Here is a 16,353-nt window from a genome sequence, read left to right on the forward strand (position 1 = left end):
TTATTTTCTAGTTTGTAATGTCTTTAATCTTGGATTTAACATTAATGTTAATAAGTCAGCTATAAAATTTATACTGACGTAAATAGATGCAAGAATGATTCCTAAAGCTTGAACAACTGGTAAATCTCTATTGGATATCGATTCAATTACTAATCTTCCTAGTCCTGGATAATTAAATACCACTTCAGTCACAACTACTCCACCCAACAGCCAAGCAATAGTTAAAGCAACAACATTAATTGCAGGTAACAATGCGTTTGGTAACACATGTTTAAAAACCATTTTCCAATATGGCACTCCTTTTAATATTGCCATTTGAATATAATCACTTGCCATTACTTGAATAACACTTGAACGAACCATTCGAGCCATATGTGCAGTCATTATCATTGCAATTGCTATCACTGGTAAAATAATATTTGGTAGTAACTCAAAAAAAGTAACATCTGTAGGTACAATTACTATGCCAGGTAACCACTCTAGCCAAATTGCTACTATTAGTATTAATAAAGTAGCGCTTATAAATTCTGGAATAGTCATTGAAAATATTGCAACAGTAGAAATTATAATATCTGGCATTTTATCTCTCCAAAGAGCTGTGATTATTCCTAATATTAAAGCTAATGGGATACCAATAATTATTGCTGCAGAAGCAAGAACTAGTGAATTTTTTATTCTTGGTCCTAAGACCTCATTAATTTGCATTTGGCCACTCAGTGAATAACCAAAATCTCCCTGAATAACATTATATGCCCATGATATATATCTTTCATGTGCTGGAACATCTAATCCTAGTCTTTTAATACATGCAGCCAAAGCTTCACCAAAAGCTTCTCTTTCTAAATAAGAAGTACAAGCATCCCCAGGTAATATTTCAACACCAATAAATGTTATCAAAGATACTATAAATAAGGTTACTAAACCTAAGACAAATCTTTTAAAAATTAAAAAAAACATAATTAAAATTATTAACCCAAATTTTAAAATTAATTATTTATAAATGAAAGTAATTATACAGGCCACATTGTGGCCTGTATAATATAAGTTTTATACTAATCTACTTTGACTTTGTGCCATTGAATTGAAAAAACCTCAACATCATCAAGGTTTTTAACTCTTGAGCTTGTAACAACTAGTTTAGATACATGGTAAGGTATCATAGTTCCAGATTGTTCCCATAAAGTATGTTGTGCTTTTTCGTAAAGAGCTTTTCTTTTTTTAAAATTAAGCTCACCTCTAGCATCTGCAAGATTTTTATCAAAGTCTGAACTCTTGTAGTATGACTCATTCCATTTAGCACTACTGTGATAAACTTCATGAAGAACACTATCTGCAGATCTTTCATTCCAACGTGTCATTGCAACATCTTTTTTCATCCAAGTTTCTTTCCAGTAACTTTTTGATGGTGTCATTTTGATATCAACTTTGATACCTGCTTTAGCAACTTGTTGCTGAATCACTTCTGCAATAGTTGGCCAAGTAGGTTCTTTTGTTGAAACGTGAATTACCATTTCGATACCATTTGGATATCCAGCTTCTTTAAGAAGTTTTTTCGCTTCAGCAATGTTTTGTTTACAACTCATGTTATGACGATATTGGTCAGTTGGAGCTACAGGTGTATCGCATGATACTACTGCTTCACCACCCATTACAGTATCAACAAGTTCTTGTCTGTCTACAGCTAGTCTAACAGCTTTTCTAACTTTAGGGTTATCAAATGGAGCACGTTCCGTATTCATAACCATACCTCTCCAGTTACCAGTTGGTATTACTGAAGTTTTAAATTTAGAATTACCATCAAAGATTTTTTTCTGACTAAATTGTACATACCTATTCATATCAATTTGACCAGTCAAAAGAGCTTGAACTCTAGCTTCACCATCAGGTATCGCGATTACGTGAACTTCAGCAAGTCCAGGTGCACCTTCCCAATAGTTTGGATTAGCTTTTAGAATTGTGGTTCCTTCTGCATCAAATTTTTCAACAATAAAAGGACCAGTTCCAATTCCTGTTTTTCCAATAGTGTCTCCTGATCCAGATGGAATCATTCTCAATCTGTAATCAGTCAAGTTAAGTGGAAAATCAGCAAAAGAAGTGTTTAATTTCATTTTAACAGTATGAGAATCAACAACTTCAATGTCTGTTACAACGCTCAAGCTTTTTTTCGCAGGTGAACCAATTTCAGGATCTTTTACTCTCATCAAAGAATATTTTACGTCCTCAGCATCAAAGTCAGACCCATCATGAAACTTAACTCCTTTTCTAAGTTTAAAAGTCCATTCAGTGGCATCTGCATTTGCAGACCAATCTGTAGCTAATTCTGCAGATGTTACTCCCTTAAGATCTTTTCTAACTAAACGGTTTTGAGTCATAATGACTACCTGAAATAATCTACCCTTAGTTATCGCATCTAAGTTTGTATCTTTTCCAAAACCAAGATCATGTGAAAGTTTAAAAGTTCCACTTGAAGCATTGGCAAATGAAAATGATACCATTAAAGATACCAAACAAATTGATATCGTTTTAAAAACGTTTTTCATTATTAATTTCCTCTCTTTATTTTTTGAAAAGCTAACATCTTACAAAATTTAGAACAATAATAATGTACAATACAACTATAGATTGTACCTAATTTGGGCTTTCAAATTAATGATATAACTGGATTAAAATTCAGATTTAATTTATTAAAAAATTATATGCATAAATCTTTAAGAAATATTAGGTTTTCAATCAAGCCGCAGCAAGAAGAAAGTGGCCGACCTGTTGAACTAGCAAGAACCATGAGTATTCATCCTTTGACTTATCAAGAGCTACCTTATGACCCAGAATACTCTCATTATGCTGGTCGACTAACGACTGAAAAATTATCAAATGCTACACCGGATGAACAATATTGGAAAACAAAAAGAGAAATTATTCTTCGACATACAGGAGAACATCCTTATGAAATTTCAGGTCCTGATGCTCTTAAATTATTACAAAGAATTTTTCCAAGAGATATTTCAAAAGTTAAAAAAGGAAGATGCTCTTATCAGTTCGCTTGTTATCATGATGGTGGAATAATCACCGATGGTTTACTTTTAAGAATTGATGAAAATTGTTATTGGTTCGCTCAAGCAGATGGGGACATGCTTTCATGGTATAAAGCTAATTCAGAAGGACTTGATGTTGAAATAAAAGAACCAAATGTATTTGTAAGTCAAATTCAAGGACCTAAATCGATGGAACTTCTTGATCAATTAATTGATGAACCCATAGCAAATACATGGAAATATTTTGATTGGGTTGAAATTACAATGGCAAATGAAAAAGTAATAATTAGTCGAACTGGATTTACGAATGAACTAGGATGGGAAATTTATTTTAGACCTGAGAATGATGCAGAAAAATTAGGTAATCTTATTCTAGAAAATGGAAAAAAAATGGGAATGATAATTACTGCAACGCCATCTTTTAGAGGTAGAAGAATTGAAGCTGGACTTTTATCTGCAGGACAGGATTTTTCAAATGAAACTAATCCTTTTTCAGTAGGACTTGGTCGTTTTGTTGATTTAAAAAAAGATAACTTTATAGGCAAAAAGGCATTGTTAAATGCAGATAAGGAATGCCGAAGCTGGGGTATTAGAGTTGTTGATGGAATAGCAAAAAAAGGAAGATATATAAAAATAAATAATCAATCTATTGGAAAAATAACATCAAGCACATGGTCTCCTTACCAAGTTTGTGGGGTTGGAATTGTACTATTAGATAAATCAGACATTAGACCCGGAACAGTAGTAGATGTTGAATGTACTGATGAAAAAATTCATAAAGCTGAACTTTGTAAATTACCTATGTATGATCCGAAAGGTGAAATAGTAAGAGGTATAAATAAAAAGATACCCACAAAAGCTGAACCGTGGTCAGGAATTAAAAACTAATCAATTTTAGGAATACTTAATTTATCCTGAACTTTATGTTTTTTTAATAATTGTTCTATGTAGCCTTCTTTAATAAGGTTTAAAATAAACTCATTTAAAAATTCTAATATTTCAGGGTTACCTTTCTTGATTCCAATAGATTGTTTTATGTAAGTAAATGGATTTGTAATCATTTTAAAATCATTGTTAGTTTTTATTTCATCCACAAGTTTAGATTTTAATCCAGCTAGTACGTCAACATTATTATTTCTAAATAAATTATGTGATTCTTCTATTGATGATGCTCTAACTAATTCAGCATTTTTGAAATTATCAGTAAGCCATAAATCATACGCGCTTCGCTCAAAAACAGCTATTTTAATACCTGGTGTATCTACCTCTTCATTACTTTTAAAATTACTTTGACTTCTAAATATAAAATTAGCATCAATATTTATATAAGGATCACTAAAATCTATTGTTTTACCTCTCTCCTTCTCATAAGCTATATTACCAATATCCCACTTATCATCATTTACAGCATCAGCTAGTAAACCTGGATTTGGAAATTTAATTAATTCACAACTTAAATTAAGTTCTTTTGCAATTTTTTTTCCAACATCTGGAGATAATCCATCTGGTAAACCCGATGCATCTTCACTACTAACGAGTAAAAAATTGCTCATATTGAGACCAACACGCAAAACACCAGATGGGGCTATTTTTTTTGATATAAAATCATTCATTAGAAATTTTATTTATAAAATACTATATATTAATTCAAATTTTTTGAATTTAATTAAATGAGCAAAATCGAAAAAAAAATAATTGCAATAGGTGGTGTTGGGGTGACACCAGAGTCAGATGAAAGTTTAGATCATTTTATTTTAAATCAATTAAAAAAAATAAAAAACAATATTGGTTTTTTAGGTACAGCCAGCAAAGATGATAATGAAAAAGTAGAAAAATTTTATAAAAAATTTGATAATAGTAATTCTGAACTATCTCATTTTAATCTTACATCAAGTGTAAATGGTTTTTCAGATTGGTTACTCAGTAAAGATTTGGTTTATGTTGGAGGTGGTAATACTTCATTTATGTTAGAAATTTGGAGAAAGAATAATTTTGAACAAGTATTTAAAATTGCTTATGAGAAAGGAACAATATTGTCTGGAGTTAGTGCTGGTGCTGTTTGTTGGTTTGATTGGATATTGTCAGATTCTATGGGTCAAGGTTTTAAACCATTAAAAGGTATCAGTATATTGGAAGGTAGTTGCACACCTCACTCGTCTAATATTGAAAGAATTAATGAATTTGAAATGAATATTAAAAATAACAAATTACCCAAAGGGATTGCTATTGATGATGGTGTGGCAGTAGTTTTTATTGACGGAAAACCAACTGAAGTTTATTCTACTGTAAATAATCAAAGCGCTTATTTTTTAGATAAAAATAAAAAAATTAATCTTAAAGAATATATAAAGAATAAATGAATAATATAACTGCAAGTAAAAAAATTCATAGCATCGAAGATGCAAGGAATTTAGCAAAAAAGAGAATGCCTAGGTTGATGTTTGATTTTTTAGATGGTGCTTCAGGTGATGAGAAACTTTGTGAAATTAATAGTACAGCTTTAGATCAAATAAGACTTGAGCCAAAAGTTCTAAGAAATGTTGAAAATAGAAATCTCAAAAAAAAATTTTTAGATATTGAGTTTGATCAGCCATTTGGTTTTTCTCCAATGGGCATGTGTAACTTAACTTGGACTGGGGCAGATAAAATGTTAGCTAAAGAAAGTGTTGTTAACAATATACCTCCGTGTGTATCAATGGCATCATCAACATCTTTAGAAGATATGTATGAATTATCAGAAGGTCGTTCTTGGATGCAATTGTACAATTTTCAGGAAAATTTTGTAATGGAACTTTTACAAAGAGCAGAGCAGACAGGTTACAAAGTGGCTATACTAACTGTAGACGTTCCAATTCAATTTAGAAGAGCAAAAGATAATAAAAATGGATTTACTGTGCCTTTTAAAATTGGTCCAAAACAAATGTTTGATTTTGCAACACATCCTCTTTGGTCATTAGCAACTTTATTAGGTGGTATTCCTAAGCCTATGAACTATGAAACGTCAAAAAATGGAAATAAATTTGTTAGAAGTGAAAGTAGAGGAGCAACAGATTGGGAAACCTTAAAAAGAGTAAGAGGAGCGTGGAAAGGTAAATTAATAATTAAAGGAGTTATGTCTCCAGAAGATGCTTTAAAGATTAAAGCTGAAGGAGCTGATGCTATTCAAGTATCAAATCATGGAGGAAGACAATTAGATAGTGCTACTGCAGCAATCGAAGCGTTACCTTTAATCAGAAATGCACTGGGTAAAGAATTCCCTTTACTTTTTGATAGTGGAATAAGAGGTGGAAGTGATATCATCAGAGCTTTGGCGTTAGGAGCTGATTATGTAATGCTTGGTAGGCCATTAATGTATGGGATTGGTGCTGATGGAGAAAAAGGATTAAGAAAAATTTTAGATATAATTAAAGATGAATTAAGTACTGCACTTGGTTTAGTTGGTTTAACTGATATAAACGAAGTGACTTCAGAAATAATTGCTAAAAAATTCATTCAAAATATGAAATACTAAATACTATGTCAGAGAAAAAAATTAGAGGTGGATCATTAATAGCTAGAGCATTAAAAGATAAAGGAATTCAGCATGTTTTTACTCTGTCTGGAGGTTTTTGTAACCCTGCACTAGAAGGATTTATGGAATGCCAAATGGAAGTAATCAATTGTCCTCATGAACAAATAGCTGGACACATAGCTGACGGACATACCAGAATTACTAGAAAACCTGCAGTTTGTCTTGTAGGCCCAGAAGGTTTTGCAAATGCTGTACCATCAATGATGGAAGCTTGGGGTGAAAGATCACCTGTAATATTTATAACTGGTTCAAGTAGTTTAAAAAGACAAGGCTCGGGTGGATTTAAAGAAATTGATGATGTTGCAATTGCTGCTCCATTAACAAAATATAGTGCGAGTATTACTGATGGTACTAGAATTCGAGAATTTGTAGATAAAGCATACAGGATTGCAACTAATGGATATCCAGGTGCAGTACATTTAAGTATGCCTGTTGATATTATGTTTTCATCTTTTTCAGAAGATGCTGGCCTTGAAGAAAGACCTTTTTCAAATAAAACAAAACCTGTTGTAAAAGCTTGGCCTGATCCAACACATTTATCAGAAATTTTAGAACTTGCATGTAAATCAAAAAAACCAGTAATAATAGGTGGGCATGGAGTATGGTGGTCTGGCTCAGAAAAAAAATTAGAGGAAGTAGGAAATAATTTGAATATTCCAATATTTAATATTCCTTACCATCAAAAATTACTTGGTGAAGAAGCCAATGCCTATATGGGATTAGCTGATATACATCAGTATCCACCATCAAAATTTGCATTACATGAGTCTGATTTGGTGTTGATGGTTGGAGCAAGACTAGATAATCAAATGAATTTTGGAAATCCACCTCTATTTCCAACCTCAACAAAACTTGTTTGTATTAATGGATCTCATGAAGAAATAGAACTTAATAGAGCTGCCGATTTAAATCTGTTATGTGATCCAGGTGTATTTTTTGATACTTTAAATAAACTTAATACAAATAATAAGTGGAATTTAGGTAAAGAATGGTTTGATCTTAATAAGACTAAAAAACAAGAATGGGTTGATAAAACTTTAGAAGACTTAAGCAAAGAAACAAAACACGCTGAAACTAATGGGGGTAAAATGCATCCACTTCAATTAGCTTTGGATGTTCAAGATGCCATTGGTGAAAAAGATTGGTTAGTGATTGATGGAGGGAATACTCATTTTTGGTCTGAAATTGCAATAAATATTGCAGGATCAAAAGGAAAAAAAATAGGTGGAATTCTTCATCCCGGCACTTTTAGTATGCTAGGTGTTGGTGTGCCATTTGCGCTTTCAGCTAAAAATACGAACCCTAACTCAAATGTTATTTTAATAAGTGGGGACGGTGCTTTTTTATCTGGAGGTTTGTCAATAGAAGCTGCTTTTCAAGAAAATAAACCCATTGTAGTTGTAATTGATAACAATGGTGGTTTAGATTGTATTTCACAACAACAAGAAAGATTGTTTGAAAGTGGAAAACATTTTGCGACAGACTTTAGGGATATACCTTTTCATAAAATCTTTGAGGGTTTTGGTGGTCATGGTGAACTGGTTACAAAAAGAGAACAATTGGCTCCGGCATTAAAAAGGGCCCTTGAAAGCGGAAAAACTGCATGTATCAATGTTAAAGCTAAAGGTGTCATTAGTCCAATTGTTGCTGCTGTTAGTGATAAAAGAGATAAGGCGTCGATTGAATAAATTTATGGCGACTTTATCTTCTCACCTACTTAATTCAGTAAATGGAACACATGCAAGTGGTGTTAAAGTAATTATTAATCAAATAAGCGTATCTGGAGAGAAAAAAATATTTTTTGAAACCGAAACTGATAGTGGAGGAAGAATTTTAAAAGATTTTGAACTCTCAAAAGAAGACTGTGATTGTGAATATGAAATGGTATGTAAAACTTCAGATTATTTTTCTGAAAAAAAAATTGTTTCTGAAATAGTTATCAAATTTAAAATGGAAGATCCTGAAAAAAAATATCACTTGCCAATTATTATATCACCTAATAGTTACTCTATTTGGTGGTCTCAATAACAACTAAAAAATAAAATTTTTTATGTCAAAAAATATAAAATTAAATATGTCTAGAAGAATAAGAAGAACTCCTTATACAAATAGAGTTGAACAACATGGAGTTTCAGATTTTACAGTAGTAAACCATATGCTTTTACCAAAAGGTTTCAAAAATACTGTTGAAGAAGATTATTTACATCTAAGTAAAGAGGTTCAGATGTGGGATGTTTCTTGTCAGAGACAAGTTCAAATTTGTGGTCCAGATGCTGCTAAACTAATTCAAAAATTAACACCTCGTTCAATAAAAGATATGACAATAGGTAAATGTTTTTATATCCCAATGCTTAACGAGAATGCTGGAATGATAAATGATCCAGTTTTACTCAAATTAGATGATGATATGTTTTGGATATCAATTGCAGACTCTGATATTTTGTTGTGGGCCAAAGGATTGGCGTTAGGTTTAAACTTAAATGTAGTGATTGAAGAGCCAGATGTTTATCCATTGGCAATACAAGGACCAAAATCAGAAGAATTAATGGTTTCAATATTTGGAGATGAAATTAAAAAGATTAAATTTTTTAATTTCAGAGTGATAGACTTTGAGGGGACAAAACAAATTATTGCAAGATCTGGATACAGTAAACAAGACGGTTTTGAAATTTATTTTAAAGTTCATGAAAACTATTTTGATAAAGTTGAAATGGGTGAAAAACTTTGGGATACCATTTGGGAAGCAGGTAAAAAATTTAATATTTCTCCAGGTTGTCCAAACCTAATTGACAGAATTGAAGCTGGGCTAATGTCATATGGAAACGATTTTACTGGTGAGAATAACCCTTTAGAGTGCAACCTAGAAAAGTATTGTAAAGCAGATGCTTCTCATGACTTTGTTGGCAAACAAGCTCTAACAAAAATTCAAAGTGAAGGCATAATACAAAAAATGAGGGGCATTATCTTTGATGGTGCTCCTTGTGCAGCAACTGGACAACCTTTAAAAATATTTTCAAAGGACAATAAAAGAATTGGACAAATAACATCTGGTATTTTCTCTCCTAGAATTAAAAAAAATATTGGTTTATCAATGATTTTAAAAGATTATTGGAACGTAGGTAACGAAGTCATTATTGAAACTCTTGATGGTGAAAAAAGAAATGGGACGATAACATCTTTGCCATTTCCAGATTAAATAGCTATATATACCCATTATGTTTAGAGCAGTTATAGCGGGTTATTCAAGATCTCCTTTCACAATGGCAAGAAAAGGTGAATTGATTGACGTAAAACCTGTAAATTTACTTGCTGAAGTTGTTAGTAATCTTGTTTCTAAAACTAAAATTAATAAAAAAGAAATAGAAGACATTATAGTTGGATGTGCCTTTCAAACAGGTGAACAATGTTTCAATATTGGTAAATTAGTAACTTTTCTAACTGATATGGATATTAAAACATCTGGCATGACAGTAGACAGATGGTGCGGATCATCCATGGAAGGTATTCATATAGCTGCAGGAAAAATAGCTATGGGATCTGGAAAAGTTTTTATTTGTGGTGGAGTTGAAAGTATGACCAGAGTAACTACTGGTTTTGATGCTATACCATACCCTTTTGCTGAAAAAGAAAATCCCAATGTTTATTTTTCAATGGGTACCACTGCAGAAAATGTTGCTAAACAATATTCTATTTCAAGAGCTGAACAACAAGAATTTGCAATATCAAGTCATCAAAAAGCATCTAAAGCACAATCAAAAGGAAATTTTGATAATGAGATTGTTGCTATTGGAAAATGTTCACAAGATAGCAATATCAGACCAAACAGTAATCAAGAAAAATTAGATGGATTAAAATTAGCGTTTGATCAAAATGGGACTGTTACAGCTGCAACATCCTCACCACTTACAGATGGAGCTGCTGCTACACTTATATGTGAAGAACAATATGCAAAAAATAATAATTTAGAAATACTAGCAAGAATTGTATCGACAGCAGTTCAAGGGTGTAAAGCTGATACAATGGGTTTAGGTCCTATTGGTGCATCTCAAAAAGCACTGACAAGAGCTAAATTAACAATGAAGGATATTGATATTGTAGAAATAAATGAAGCATTCGCATCTCAATCATTGGCATGCATTAAAGATTTAGAAATAGACACACATAAAATTAATATAGATGGTGGTGCGTTAGCGCTAGGTCATCCTCTAGGTGCAACTGGAGCAAGGATCACTGGGAAAGCAGCTCAGCTTTTAAAAAGAGAAAATAAAAAATACGCCCTAGCTACACAGTGTATTGGGCTTGGAATGGGTATTGCAACAATTATTGAGTCTGTATAAAAGATTGAAACATGCAACAATTACCATTCGATAAAAGATCAGGAAAAATTTGGTTTAATAATGAATTATGTGATTGGCAGGATGCTCGAGTTCATATTATTAGTCATGGTATGCACTATGCTAGTTTAGTTTTTGAAGGCTTAAGAGTTTACAATACAAAAATTTTTAAATTAAAAGAACATACAGATAGACTTTTCAATTCTGCTAAAATTTTAGATATGAAAATTCCTTATTCATATGATGAAATTATTGAGGCTACTGAAAAACTTGTCTCTGATCAAAATATTCAAAACGGATATATTAGACCTTTTGTTTGGAGAGGCAGTGAAATGATGGGGGTTTCTGCGCAGAATACTAAGATTAATGTAGCTATAGCAATATGGGATTGGCCAACATACTTCAATGCTGAATTAAAGTTAAAAGGTATTAAATTAAATATTTCTAAGTGGCAAAGGCCACCTCAAAATTCATCACCTTGGGAGAGTAAAGCTGCTGGTTTATATATGATTTGCACACTTTCTAAGCATCAAGCTGAAAAAGATGGGTTCACAGACTCGTTGATGTTGGATCATGAAGGCAACATAGCTGAAGCTACAAGTGCTAATATTTTTTTTAAAGATGAAAATAATGAATTACATACACCAATTCCAGACTCATTTTTAGATGGTATCACTAGAAAAACTGTTATTGATTTAGCAAAATCAAAAAATATTAAAATAATAGAAAGAAAAATTTCTCCTAAAGAAATTTCTAGTTTTAAAGGATGTTTTATCACAGGTACAGCAGCAGAGATTACACCTGTTGGAAGTATTCAAGATGATAAATTTGAAGTATGTGATTTGATTAAAGATCTTTCTTCTAGTTATGAAAAATTAGTTGGAAAAAACTAGAACTATCTATTAATTCCTCTTAGTCTTTCAGACCTTCTTCTTAAAAGTTCTGCGGTAACCAGAATTAAAGTGGACATTACAATTAAACATGTTGCAACTGCCATTATTGTTGGGCTTAATTGTTCTCTTAATCCTACCCACATTTGAATCGGGATAGTAGTATTTTCTAATCCAGCTAAGAATAATACAACTACAACTTCATCAAACGATGTCACAAATGCAAATAGTGCACCAGAAATTACGCCAGGCATAATTAAAGGCAGTGTTATTTTCATAAATGTATTTACAGGATTACTTCCTAAACTTGCTGCAGCTCTTGTTACACTATGGTCAAAACCAGATAAAGTTGCTGTAACTGTAATTACAACAAACGGAGTTCCTAAAATTATATGTGATAAAACAATACCGGTATGTGTTGCAGCTAATCCTACTTTTGCCATAAAGAAAAAGATTGCAGTACCAGAAATAATTAATGGAACAATCATCGGTGAAATCAACAAAGCCATGAAAGCTGCTTTATAAGGCATGTGTCTACTACTCAAACCAAGGGCGGCTACTGTTCCAAGAATTGTTGATCCAATTGTAGCGAAGAAAGCTATAATTAAACTATTCTTTGTTGCTAATCCCCAGGGGTTTTTTGTTCCAAAAATCATATCTTCATACCATCTTAATGAAAAACCTTCTGGATCAAGTGCTAACATTTTTGCAGAAAAGTGAATGTATTGCTCAGCGTTAAATGAAAGTGGCAAAATTACAAACAATGGAGCAATTAAAAAAAAGAATACTAGACCGCAAAATGTCAAATAAGTGTAATGCCAAATTCTATAATTTAAAGGTGTATGATTTGGTAAAGCCATAAATTATCCTAACTTAATATTATCTATTCCAACTAGTTTATTATAAACCCAATAAATTGCTAAAACCCCTACTAACAGCATTGTTCCAAGTGCAGATGCAAAAGCCCAGTCTAAAGAACTTTTCATATGATATGCAATAGTATTACTAATTAGCGATCCACTTGCACCTCCAACTAGTGCAGGTGTAATGTAATAACCTATAGCTAAAATAAATACCAATAAACATCCAGCACCAATACCTGGAATAGTTAAGGGAAAATAAATTTTTACAAAAGATACTAGTGGTGTTCCACCTAATGATTTACCTGCTCTCATCAAACTTGGAGATATAGTTTTCATCACACTGTACAAAGGTAAAACCATAAAAGGTAATAATATTTGTGTCATAGCAACAAATGTACCAATAACATTGTACATGAGCTCGGGCCTATTATCGTCTGCAGCTAGGCCAAGCCAAACAATCAAGTCATTAATGGGTCCCTGCTGTTGAAGTAAAACCATCCAGCTAGAAGTTCTAACTAATAATGATGTCCAAAAAGGAAGTAGAACACAAATCATTAACAAATTACTGTATTTCATGGGTAAAGTTGCTAGTAAATGTGAAATTGGGTAAGCAAGAATAAAACAAAAAAGAGTAACCCAAAAAGCTACGTTTATTGTTCTCATCCACAAAATTTTATAAATTCTTCTGTCTTCCTCTACCTGAACTATGTTTTTATCCTGATCAAATCTCATATCCACACCCTTTAGATATTTTGCATATGACCAATTGGGAGCTGCATTTCTTAAAGCAACTAAATATTCGGGCTGACCCCATCTTTTATGAATTTTAATGAATTGTTCTTTATAATTACCTTCTTCTATCTTCTTTAATTTTCTAACAGTTTTTTTAATTAAACTACTAAAACCAGATTTTTCATAATTTAATCTTGCAATAATTTTTCCATAAGTTTTATTTTCTTTTAAATATTTTAAATCTTCATATATAGCCTTATAGACAGGCTCATCCGGTAAATCTTGTCCATCCCAACTTTCCATAGCTTTAAATGTTTTAGGAAGCATTTTTGTGATCATACGATCATCAACACTTCTAAATAGCATATCTCCAATTGGAAAGACGTAAATAATAAGTAGAAATAAAAAAAGTGGAGCTACTAGTAAAACTGCCTTAAGCTTATTTTTTCTTTCTGCTTTTTTAAGGCTTTGCTCAAGAGGTATTCCGTCAGATGATAAAATTTGATCTTGGCTCATAATAAAAAAAGGGCAGTTATAAATAACTGCCCTTTTAATATAGTATAAAAAACTATTCTATAAAACTAAATTATAGACCAGCTTTCATTGCTTCCCATTTCTCATTAATCTCATCCTGGTTATCTGCCCAGTAATCAGGGTTCATAAGAATGTGGCTTTTTAAGTTTGATGGAGCTGTTGGCATATGTGGTACCATGTTAGTTTTACCATCTTTAAACCAAGGCTCTCCAGCTTCCATAATAGCAATTGAAGATTTTCTCCAAGGAGCGTAAGCAATATACTTAGCACTTCCTGCTAAACCTTCTGTACTAGTCATTTCAGCAAGTACTTTCATAGCACTACCGTCAGCATAGCCAGGACCATCTTTAACTAATGCAAAATATTCATAGTCAAGAATTTGAGCGTCCCAAACTTGTACAAGTGGAGTTCCCTCCATTTGTGCATTAAAGAATCTGCCGTTCCAACCTGTAGCCATTACTACTTCACCATTAGCTAATAGTTCTGGTGGTTGAGCTCCCGCATTCCAAAATACACATCCACCGTTAGGATCTGTACAAAGTTTTTTAATTTTAGCTAAAGCTCTGTCTATACCAGCACCTTCCATTTTTCTGTAAAGTAAGTCACCACCAGCTTGCGCTCCGCTAGCTTTAACTCCATCAGCAACTAATGCGATCTCTAAGTTAGACATTGCACCTTTGTAAATTGCTCTTTTACCTGGAAACTTTTTAGTATTAAAAAAATCTTTGATTGATTTTGGTTTTTTATCTCCAATTTTTGCATCATTGTAAGCAAAGTTCCAAGAGTACAAGATGTTTCCAACAGCACACTTAGACGGCATGCTTGTAAAGAAATCTTGACTTGCTGGCGTTCCATCTGGAGCCGGCAAGAAGTCTTTGTCAAAATCAAATTCGTGGAAAATTCCTTCGTCACATCCAATGATTGTATCTTTTGCATATACATCCATGATGTCCCAAGTAATTGCTCCAGCTTCTTTTTGAGCTTTAATCTCTGATAATCCACCAGTGTAGTCTACCCAATTAACAGGTATTCCTAATTTTGCAGCTGTAGGATCACCATACCCTAATTTTTGTGACTCTGTGTAAGCTCCACCCCAAGACACTACAGTAACTGCAAATGCTGAAGTTGTTACAGAAAGTACAAAAGAAAGAGCAAGTAATAATTTACTTAATTTTTTCATTTATTCTCCTATTTAACGTTAACGTTTAGTTTTTATAAAGCGAAAGTAAAACAAGATAGCAAAGCATAGTCAACAGTTGATTAATATTTGCTAAAGATTAAGTATTTATTTGATATTTTAAGTATTTATTTAGGGTCTAATGCTCTGCAGTCAACACTGTTCCAACCGATATTTATCTCTTTACCTTCTTTAATATCCATCCTGTTTGAACTATTTGGAACTTTTAAGATAAATTGTTTGTTGCCAAGCAAATCAACTCTTAATCTCGTATGATCTCCATGATAAATTACCTCTTCAATTTTACCTTTGTGATTATTATCCATTTCTGACTCAGGATCTATTAGCGCTCTTTCAGGTCTTAGAGAAACTGTAGTCTTTTCCCCTTTTGATTTTGCAACAATTGGATTTGCTAAAATTTCTGTTCCTGAATTTAATTTAACTTTACACTTATCCCCCGCTACATCTGACACCTCCCCAGCGAAAGTATTATTCTCACCAATAAATTCAGCTACAAAGGAATTGACAGGTCTTTCGTATAATTCATCTGGACTTGAAAGCTGTTGAACTTTTCCATCATTAAAGACTGCAATTCTATTAGACATAGTTAAGGCTTCTGTTTGATCGTGCGTAACATATACAACTGTTACACCAATACTTTCGTGTATATGTTTAATTTCATATTGCATACTTTCTCTTAAATTTTTATCTAAGGCTCCTAAAGGTTCATCCATTAATACTAGTTTTGGGTCAAATACTAACGACCTTGCAACAGCTACTCTTTGTTGTTGACCACCCGACAATTGCATGGGCATTCTTGCTTCAAAACCTTGAAGGGAAACCATTGATAAAGCTTTATCAACTTTTTTATCAGCTTCATCTTTTGGAATTTTTCTAACTCTTAACGGAAATGCTAAATTTTCATAAACTGTCATATGTGGAAACAATGCATAGTTTTGAAATACCATTCCTATGCCTCTTTTATGTGGAGGAATATCTGAAATGACTTTGTTGTCTAAATAAATTTGTCCATTAGTTGGTGTTTCAAAACCAGCCAACATCATTAAACAAGTTGTTTTACCTGATCCAGATGGTCCAAGCATTGTAACAAATTCACCTTCTTCAATATCTAGATTTAAACCCTTTACGACAAGTTGTTTACCATCGTAACTTTTATCAACATTTTCAAATCTTACGAAGTGATCATTACCCATAAGACG

General features: G+C 32.4%; 15 protein-coding genes. 8 read left to right on the forward strand and 7 right to left on the reverse strand.

Translation table 11 applies throughout. The annotated features are described in order from the left end of the window. Together PB7211_RS06730 and PB7211_RS06735 are read right to left on the reverse strand one after the other, a co-directional pair. Nucleotides 1-957 (reverse strand): ABC transporter permease, encoded by a 957-nt coding sequence (locus tag PB7211_RS06730; RefSeq protein WP_008544346.1) that lies wholly within the window; start codon nucleotides 955-957, stop codon nucleotides 1-3. Between the two features lie 95 nt (nucleotides 958-1,052). Beyond that, nucleotides 1,053-2,540, reverse strand: a complete 1,488-nt coding sequence (locus PB7211_RS06735) for an ABC transporter substrate-binding protein (protein WP_008545153.1) — start codon at nucleotides 2,538-2,540, stop codon at nucleotides 1,053-1,055. Nucleotides 2,541-2,696: 156 nt separating this feature from the next. Between PB7211_RS06735 and PB7211_RS06740 the strand changes: the two genes are divergently transcribed. Next, a complete protein-coding gene (locus tag PB7211_RS06740; RefSeq protein ID WP_034399261.1) occupies nucleotides 2,697-3,920 on the forward strand; it encodes an aminomethyltransferase family protein in 1,224 nt (407 codons plus the stop codon). On the opposite strand, the gene PB7211_RS06745 is transcribed toward PB7211_RS06740, so the two are convergent. Next, entirely contained in the window at nucleotides 3,917-4,645 is a 729-nt protein-coding gene (locus PB7211_RS06745) for an ABC transporter substrate-binding protein (RefSeq protein WP_008544440.1), read from the reverse strand. The two genes, PB7211_RS06740 and PB7211_RS06745, sit on opposite strands and share 4 nt — an antisense overlap. A gap of 57 nt (nucleotides 4,646-4,702) precedes the next feature. Here PB7211_RS06745 and PB7211_RS06750 point away from each other — a divergent pair, with 57 nt between their 5' ends. From PB7211_RS06750 to PB7211_RS06780, 7 genes are read left to right on the forward strand one after another with little or no spacing between them, the layout of a single operon-like run. Next, complete coding sequence (locus PB7211_RS06750; RefSeq protein ID WP_008544187.1) at nucleotides 4,703-5,392, forward strand: Type 1 glutamine amidotransferase-like domain-containing protein; 690 nt, start codon at nucleotides 4,703-4,705, stop codon at nucleotides 5,390-5,392. Further along, nucleotides 5,389-6,543, forward strand: coding sequence for an alpha-hydroxy acid oxidase (locus PB7211_RS06755; protein WP_008545851.1), 1,155 nt, complete (start codon nucleotides 5,389-5,391; stop codon nucleotides 6,541-6,543). Before PB7211_RS06750 ends, PB7211_RS06755 begins: the two co-directional genes overlap by 4 nt. A gap of 5 nt (nucleotides 6,544-6,548) precedes the next feature. Beyond that, complete coding sequence (locus tag PB7211_RS06760; RefSeq protein ID WP_008544213.1) at nucleotides 6,549-8,291, forward strand: thiamine pyrophosphate-binding protein; 1,743 nt, start codon at nucleotides 6,549-6,551, stop codon at nucleotides 8,289-8,291. A gap of 4 nt (nucleotides 8,292-8,295) precedes the next feature. Next, nucleotides 8,296-8,631 (forward strand): 5-hydroxyisourate hydrolase, encoded by a 336-nt coding sequence (locus PB7211_RS06765; protein ID WP_008544844.1) that lies wholly within the window; start codon nucleotides 8,296-8,298, stop codon nucleotides 8,629-8,631. 22 nt (nucleotides 8,632-8,653) lie between these two features. Beyond that, nucleotides 8,654-9,799, forward strand: coding sequence for a dimethylsulfoniopropionate demethylase (locus PB7211_RS06770; protein WP_008546106.1), 1,146 nt, complete (start codon nucleotides 8,654-8,656; stop codon nucleotides 9,797-9,799). A gap of 19 nt (nucleotides 9,800-9,818) precedes the next feature. Next, entirely contained in the window at nucleotides 9,819-10,940 is a 1,122-nt protein-coding gene (locus tag PB7211_RS06775; protein ID WP_008544487.1) for a thiolase family protein, read from the forward strand. Nucleotides 10,941-10,951: 11 nt separating this feature from the next. Then, nucleotides 10,952-11,830 (forward strand): branched-chain amino acid aminotransferase, encoded by an 879-nt coding sequence (locus PB7211_RS06780; RefSeq protein ID WP_008545933.1) that lies wholly within the window; start codon nucleotides 10,952-10,954, stop codon nucleotides 11,828-11,830. Nucleotides 11,831-11,832: 2 nt separating this feature from the next. Here the strand turns inward: PB7211_RS06780 and PB7211_RS06785 are convergent, their stop codons facing one another. From PB7211_RS06785 to PB7211_RS06800, 4 genes are all read right to left on the reverse strand, one after another. Further along, nucleotides 11,833-12,687: an ABC transporter permease gene (locus PB7211_RS06785; RefSeq protein WP_008544590.1), complete on the reverse strand. Its 855-nt coding sequence runs from the start codon at nucleotides 12,685-12,687 to the stop codon at nucleotides 11,833-11,835. A 3-nt stretch (nucleotides 12,688-12,690) separates the two neighbouring features. Continuing rightward, on the reverse strand, nucleotides 12,691-13,938 hold the full coding sequence (locus PB7211_RS06790) for an ABC transporter permease (RefSeq protein WP_008544090.1): 1,248 nt from the start codon (nucleotides 13,936-13,938) through the stop codon (nucleotides 12,691-12,693). Between the two features lie 70 nt (nucleotides 13,939-14,008). Further along, on the reverse strand, nucleotides 14,009-15,136 hold the full coding sequence (locus PB7211_RS06795; RefSeq protein WP_008544955.1) for an extracellular solute-binding protein: 1,128 nt from the start codon (nucleotides 15,134-15,136) through the stop codon (nucleotides 14,009-14,011). A 125-nt stretch (nucleotides 15,137-15,261) separates the two neighbouring features. Beyond that, nucleotides 15,262-16,347 carry an ABC transporter ATP-binding protein gene (locus PB7211_RS06800; RefSeq protein ID WP_008545042.1) on the reverse strand — a complete coding sequence of 362 codons (1,086 nt, stop codon included), beginning with the start codon at nucleotides 16,345-16,347 and terminating at the stop codon, nucleotides 15,262-15,264. Nucleotides 16,348-16,353: the final 6 nt, after the last annotated feature.

Origin of the sequence: Candidatus Pelagibacter sp. HTCC7211 (assembly GCF_000155895.1) — a bacterium.
GTDB lineage: Bacteria > Pseudomonadota > Alphaproteobacteria > Pelagibacterales > Pelagibacteraceae > Pelagibacter.